This is a genomic window from Streptomyces sp. 15-116A, from assembly GCF_025290915.1.
GTDB lineage: Bacteria > Actinomycetota > Actinomycetes > Streptomycetales > Streptomycetaceae > Streptomyces.
In genome coordinates, this window is record NZ_JAOCQE010000328.1 from 1 (window position 1) to 6,203 (window position 6,203).

Genomic DNA, 6,203 nt, shown 5'->3' on the forward strand with positions numbered 1-6,203 from the left:
CGGGCGCGGACGTCGCCGGCGGGCTGTGCGTACGGCGGGAGCTGCCGTCGGGGCGCGAGGTGCCGTGGGAGCCGGACCTGTACGCGGCGCCCGCCGTCGTCGACCGCCCGGAGCAGCGCCAGCGCCTCGTCCACGACACCCTGTGCGTCAACAAGCTGTACTCCACGGCCTTCCTGCGCGAGCACCGCGTCCGCTTCCCCGAGGGCCGCTTCCCCTACGAGGACTTCGTCTTCACCGCCCGCCTGTGGGCGGCCGGCCCGCGCGTGGCGCTCGTCCCCGACCGGGTCTACGTCTGGCACGTACGCCGCTCGGCGCGCCGCCTGTCGATCTCGCTGGACCGCGCCGACATCGACAACTGGCGGGCCCGCACGCACGCGTGCCGCACGGCGTACGACATCCTGCTGACCGCCGGGCACAAACGGCTGGCCCGCGAGGCACGGGCCAAGTTCCTCGACCACGAGCTGCGCATGTACGTACGCGAGCTGCCGCTGCACGAGGAGGACTACCGGCGGGAGTGGTGGACGCACACGCGGTCCGTCCTCGCCGAGTACGACGCGGCCGACTGGGCCCGGGACCCGGTCGCGCCGGGGCGGCTGATCGGGCGGGTGGTGCTGCTGTCCCCCGAGCCGCGCGATCTGCCCCGGCTGGCGGAGCTGGCCGCCCGCCCGGCCCGCCTGTGCCCGCCGTACGCGCGTGCGGCGGACGGCTCGCCCTGCTGGTCGGAGGATCTGCCGGGGGTCGGTCTCGAAGGGCTGCTGATCCGCCCCGTGCGGCTGCTGCCGCTCGCCGTCGACGCGGAGCTGCGGCCACGCGCGCGGGGCGCCCGGATGCGGCTGCGTCTGCACGAGCTGTACGGGAGGGTGGCGCGGGCGGACCCGGAGAGCGTGGAGGTGGAGTGGCGGCACCGGGAGGGGGGCGGCGCGGTCGTATGCCGTACGGTGCCGCTGCGGGCGTCGTCCCGGGGCACGTGGGTCGCGGAGACGGCCGTACGCCCGGCCCGGCTGGCCCGCCTCGGCACCGGCACCTGGGATCTGCAGCTGCGAGTGCGCTTCCGCGACGGCACGTCCCGCGCCACCACGGCCCACGCCCTCACCGGCCCCGGCCTGCTACGCCGGGGCGCGGTACCGAGCCTCCGGCACGGCCTGGTCCTCCTCCACCCCTACGCCACCACCTCGGGCTCCCTCGCCCTGCGCGTGGCCCCGGGCCCGACCGGAGCCGTCTCGGTACTGCGCGCCAGGCTGCGGCGCCTGCTTCACTGAGAGGGCTCGCCCGAGAGGGCCTGCCCGACCGCACACGCACCACGCACACGCACCAGCACGGGCCAACGACGAGGGGACGGCCGCACATGACCTGGTTGATCACCGGCGGCGCCGGCTATATCGGGGCGCACGTCGTACGGGCGATGACCGAGGCGGGGGAACAGGCGGTGGTGTACGACGACCTGTCCACCGGCATCGCCGACCGCGTGCCGGACGGTGTACCGCTGGTGGTGGGCTCGACCCTGGACGGCGAGCGCGTGGCACGCGCCCTCGCGGACCACGAGGTGACCGGCGTGATCCATCTGGCGGCGAAGAAGCAGGTCGCCGAGTCGGTGGCCCAGCCCCTGCCCTACTACCGCGAGAACGTCGAGGGCCTGCGCGTCCTGCTGGACGCGGTGACCACGGCCGGGGTCCCGTCCTTCGTCTTCTCCTCCTCCGCCGCGGTGTACGGCATGCCGGACGTGGACCTGGTGACGGAGGAGACCCCCTGCCTCCCCATGTCGCCGTACGGCGAGACGAAACTCGCCGGCGAGTGGCTGGTCCGCGCGACCGGGAAGGCGACCGGCCTGTCCACGGCCTGCCTGCGCTACTTCAACGTGGCCGGCGCGGCCCGCCCGGAGCTCGCCGACACCGGCGTCTTCAACCTCGTCCCCATGGTCTTCGAGAAGCTGACGGAACACGCGCCCCCGCGCATCTTCGGCGACGACTACCCGACCCCGGACGGCACCTGCGTCCGCGACTACATCCACGTCGTCGACGTCGCCGAGGCCCATGTCGCCGCGGCCCACGCCCTGCGCTCCTCCCCCGGCCGCTCCCTGACCCTCAACATCGGCCGGGGCGAGGGCGTCTCCGTCCGCGAGATGATCGACCACATCGCCACCGTCACCGGCCACCACCTCCCGCCCACGATCACCCCCCGCCGCCCCGGCGACCCGCCCCGAGTCGTCGCCTCCGCCGACCGCGCGGCCACAGAACTCGCCTGGAAGGCCAAGCACGACCTCCACGACATGATCACGTCCGCCTGGCACGGCTGGCTCCGCCTCCACCCGGAGGCGGGCCGCGACTAGCCTGCACCGATGACCTCACCGACGCCCACCGCACGCGCCGTGGGCGCCGTCGTCGGCTCCGCCGTCGGCGACGCCCTGGGTGCCCCCTTCGAGTTCGGTCCCGAGGGAGCCTTCTCGGCCCGTTTCCCGGAAGCCGGGTGGGGCGGCGAGATGTGCGGGGGCGGCGGCTGGGACCCGGGCGAGGCGACCGACGACACGCAGATGGCCGTGCTGATCGCCGAGTCCCTGCTGGAGTGCGGCGGACTGGACCTCCCAGATGTGTTCCGCCGCTTCCAGCGCTGGGCCGCCGCGGGCCCGAAGGACATCGGCCTCCAGACGGAAGCGGTGCTGAGCAGCGGTGATCCATGGGATCTGGCCGCCGCGCTGCACTTCCAGAGCAACCAACGGGCGGCTGGGAACGGAGCGTTGATGCGGGCCGCACCGTCCGCCGTGTACTTCGCGCTCGGTGGCCGCGAGACCACCATGGACGCAGCCCGCAGGCTGGCCGCACTGACCCACGGCGACCGGGCGGCTTGGGAGGGGACCGCGGTCTTTCACGAACTGGTGCGTGTGGCCCTGGCCGGCGACGACCCGCTCACCGCTGTGGAGGCCACGCTGCGAGCCGTCCACCCCGACCATCGCGAGCGCTACGCCACCGTGCTCGCCCCCGACTGGCATCCGGATCTGGCCACGGAGTTCAACGGCGCCGTCTGGCCCTGCCTGGGCTCCGCCGCCTGGGCACTGCGCACGACCGACGGATTCGAGGCGGCGATACGCGCCGCGATCGACCTGGGCGGCGACACGGACACCGTGGCCGCCGTCACGGGCGGGCTGGCCGGTGCCGTGTACGGCATCGGCTCCGTCCCGGACCGCTGGGCCGAGCCGCTGCACGTACCGCTGCCCGGTTTCACCGACCGCGTGCTGCGCACACCGGACCTGGTGGAACTGGCCGGGAGACTGACCGCCGGGACGGACGGCTCCCGCCTCACAACGCCTTGAGCGCCGCCGTCGTCGAGCGGGCCAGGGCCGCCAGGTAGCCCTTGGGCAGTTTCGGGGTGCGGATGACCACCGAGCGCCAGTAGAGAGGCCCCGAGATCAGGTCGAGGGCCAGGGTGTGGTCGAGGTCGGGGCGGAGGTCGCCGCGGGTGGTCGCCGCGGTGATGATGCCCCGGGCGACCGAGTCCTGGCCCTCGCGCAGGGCCTTCTGGAGGGCCTCGGCGATGTCGGGGTTGCGGGCGGCCTCGGCCTGGAGGTCGGGGATGATCTGCGAGGCCAGCGGGTGGCGCAGGGCGCGGGACGTGACCTCGTAGAGCAGGCGCAGGTCGCCCTCCAGGGAGCCGGTGTCCGGCGCGGGCAGGCCCTGGACGGCGAGGGCGGAGACCAGGTCGAGGACCAGGTGCAGCTTGGAGCGCCAGCGGCGGTAGACCGCGGTCTTGCCGACGCCCGCGCGTCGCGCGATCCCCTCGATGGACATGCGCGCGTAGCCGACGGCCGCGAGCTCCTCGAAGACGGCCGCCCGGATCGCCTCCGTCACGTCCTCACGCAGGACCGCCGCCCCCGCGGGGGCCCGGCGGCGCGGGCGGGGGCGCGGCTGCGGCTCGTCGGCGTTGGTCGTCATGCGAGCCAAGCATAGGGGGCGGGGTCGTTACGACGAGACGGTTGCGTTCCGACGTCGAACCGGCCTACGCTCGCGTTGCGACGATACGGTCCCGTCCCGACGTAGCGTCGCTCGCCAGCCCTCGCCAGCCCCTCCCTAGCGAAAGCAGCGGATGTGAGTCAGGTCCTCCACACACCGCCTCCCGCACCGGCCGCCACCCCGTCCCCGGCAGCCGCCGAGCACGACCTCGCCGCGCTCGCCGCCCGCCACGGGCTCACCGTCAGCGGCGCCCGGCCCTCACTGTCCGGCTATGTCCGCCAGCTGTGGGCGCGCCGGCACTTCATCACCGCGTTCGCCACCGCCAAGCTCACCGCCCAGTACAGCCAGGCGAAGCTCGGCCAGGTCTGGCAGGTGATGACCCCGCTGCTGAACGCGGCGGTCTACTACTTCATCTTCGGTGTGCTGATGCAGACCCGGAACGGCGTCCCGGACTACGTCCCGTTCCTGGTCACCGGCGTGTTCGTGTGGACCTTCACGCAGAGCTCGCTGCTGGCCGGCACCCGCGCGATCTCCGGCAACCTCGGCCTGGTCCGCGCCCTGCACTTCCCGCGGGCCGCGCTGCCGGTGTCGTTCTGCCTCCAGCAGCTCCAGCAGCTGCTGTTCTCGATGGCGGCACTGGCGGTGATCCTGCTGGTCTTCGGCGTCCCGGTCGCCGCCTCCTGGCTGCTGGCGATCCCGGCGCTGGTGCTGCAGTTCACCTTCAACGCGGGCGTGTCCATGATCCTCGCCCGGATCGGCGCCGCGACCCCCGACATCGCCCAGCTGATGCCGTTCGTGCTGCGCACCTGGATGTACGCGTCCGGCGTGATGTTCAGCATCGACCACATCATCGCCAAGCACGGCAGCGATCTGCCGTCCTGGGTCGGCCCCGTCCTCCAGGCCAACCCCGCCGCCGTCTACATCGACCTGATGCGCTTCGCCCTGATCGACAGCTTCCAGGCGCATCAGCTCCCCGACCACGTCTGGCTGATCGCGACCGGCTGGGCGCTGCTCGCGGGCGTCGGCGGCTTCATCTACTTCTGGAAGGCTGAGGAGACCTACGGCCGTGGCTGAGCACACGCACGAGAAGAGCGGCGAGAAGATCCCCACCGTCATCGCCGACGGCGTCGACATCGTGTACCGGGTCAACGGCACCGGCGCCGGACGCGGCTCCGCCACCGCCGCCCTCAACCGCATCCTGCGCCGCAAGCAGACCGAGAAGGCGTCCGGCGTCCGCACGGTGCACGCCGTGCGCAACGTGTCCTTCGTGGCGTACCGGGGCGAGGCCATCGGCCTGATCGGCACCAACGGCTCGGGCAAGTCCACGCTGCTCAAGGCCGTCGCCGGTCTGCTCCCGGTGGAGAACGGCCGCATCTACACCGACGGCCAGCCCTCCCTGCTCGGCGTCAACGCCGCCCTGATGAACGACCTCACCGGCGAGCGCAACGTCCACCTCGGCGGGCTCGCCATGGGCATGTCCCGCGAGCAGGTCCGCGAGCGCTACGACGAGATCGTCGACTTCTCCGGGATCAACGAGAAGGGCGACTTCATCACCCTGCCGATGCGCACGTACTCCTCGGGCATGGCGGCCCGGCTGCGGTTCTCCATCGCCGCCGCCAAGGACCACGACGTGCTGCTCATCGACGAGGCGCTGGCCACCGGCGACCGCTCCTTCCAGAAGCGCTCCGAGGCCCGCATCCGCGAACTGCGCAAGCGCGCCGGGACGGTGTTCCTGGTCAGCCACAACAACAAGTCCATCCGGACGACGTGCGATCGGGTGCTGTGGCTGGAGCGAGGGGAGCTGCGGATGGACGGGCCTACGGAGGAGGTGCTCGAGGAGTACGAGGCGTTCACCGGGGGTGGAACCAAGAAGGCCGTCAAGGCCGCGGTGTCGCCGTAGGGGTGCGGCGTCGTGGCGGCTGCGGACCGCGGTGGGCTGGTCGCGCAGTTCCCCGCGCCCCTGGCGGGGTTGCAGTGCCCGTTCGTCGTATTGGTGCCACTATGACCGGAAGAGGGATGTCCGGAGTGTGGCGGCGAGACGAAGGAGCCCCCGATGCCCGAGCTCAGCGTCATCGTCCACGGGCCGAACATCCAGGACCACCTCACCGGTCTCCTCGACTCCCTCGCCGCCCAGCCCCTGCCCGGCACCGAGATCGTCGTCGCCGCGGTCGGCGACTGGGCCCGGGAGACCGCCGAACGGCACGCCCCCGACCTGCGTGTGCTGCCGCTGCCCGACGGCACCTCCGACGCGGCGGCCCGCGC

The 6,203-nt window shown here is 72.9% G+C and carries 7 protein-coding genes; 6 read left to right on the forward strand and 1 reads right to left on the reverse strand.

Going from position 1 to position 6,203, the window contains the following annotated elements; all coding sequences use genetic code 11:
- The 3 genes from N4P33_RS31235 to N4P33_RS31245 all read left to right on the forward strand — a co-directional run.
- The coding region (locus tag N4P33_RS31235) for a transferase (RefSeq protein ID WP_260830311.1) at positions 1 to 1,259 on the forward strand (1,259 nt) is incomplete at its 5' end.
- Between the two features lie 86 nt (positions 1,260 to 1,345).
- On the forward strand, positions 1,346 to 2,326 hold the full coding sequence (galE, locus tag N4P33_RS31240; RefSeq protein WP_260830312.1) for a UDP-glucose 4-epimerase GalE: 981 nt from the start codon (positions 1,346 to 1,348) through the stop codon (positions 2,324 to 2,326).
- Positions 2,327 to 2,335: 9 nt separating this feature from the next.
- On the forward strand, positions 2,336 to 3,304 hold the full coding sequence (locus N4P33_RS31245) for an ADP-ribosylglycohydrolase family protein (RefSeq protein WP_260830313.1): 969 nt from the start codon (positions 2,336 to 2,338) through the stop codon (positions 3,302 to 3,304).
- Here the strand turns inward: N4P33_RS31245 and N4P33_RS31250 are convergent.
- Positions 3,291 to 3,923, reverse strand: coding sequence for a TetR/AcrR family transcriptional regulator (locus N4P33_RS31250; protein WP_260830314.1), 633 nt, complete (start codon positions 3,921 to 3,923; stop codon positions 3,291 to 3,293). The two genes, N4P33_RS31245 and N4P33_RS31250, sit on opposite strands and share 14 nt — an antisense overlap.
- Positions 3,924 to 4,076: 153 nt before the next feature.
- Between N4P33_RS31250 and N4P33_RS31255 the strand changes: the two genes are divergently transcribed.
- The 3 genes from N4P33_RS31255 to N4P33_RS31265 all read left to right on the forward strand — a co-directional run.
- Complete coding sequence (locus N4P33_RS31255) at positions 4,077 to 5,015, forward strand: ABC transporter permease (RefSeq protein WP_260830315.1); 939 nt, start codon at positions 4,077 to 4,079, stop codon at positions 5,013 to 5,015.
- The gene (locus N4P33_RS31260) at positions 5,008 to 5,841 is read left to right on the forward strand and encodes an ABC transporter ATP-binding protein (RefSeq protein ID WP_260830316.1); all 834 of its coding nucleotides are present in this window, start codon (positions 5,008 to 5,010) and stop codon (positions 5,839 to 5,841) included. Before N4P33_RS31255 ends, N4P33_RS31260 begins: the two co-directional genes overlap by 8 nt.
- A 153-nt stretch (positions 5,842 to 5,994) precedes the next feature.
- Positions 5,995 to 6,203, forward strand: a 209-nt coding sequence (locus tag N4P33_RS31265) for a hypothetical protein (protein WP_260830317.1), incomplete at its 3' end; no start/stop codon positions are given.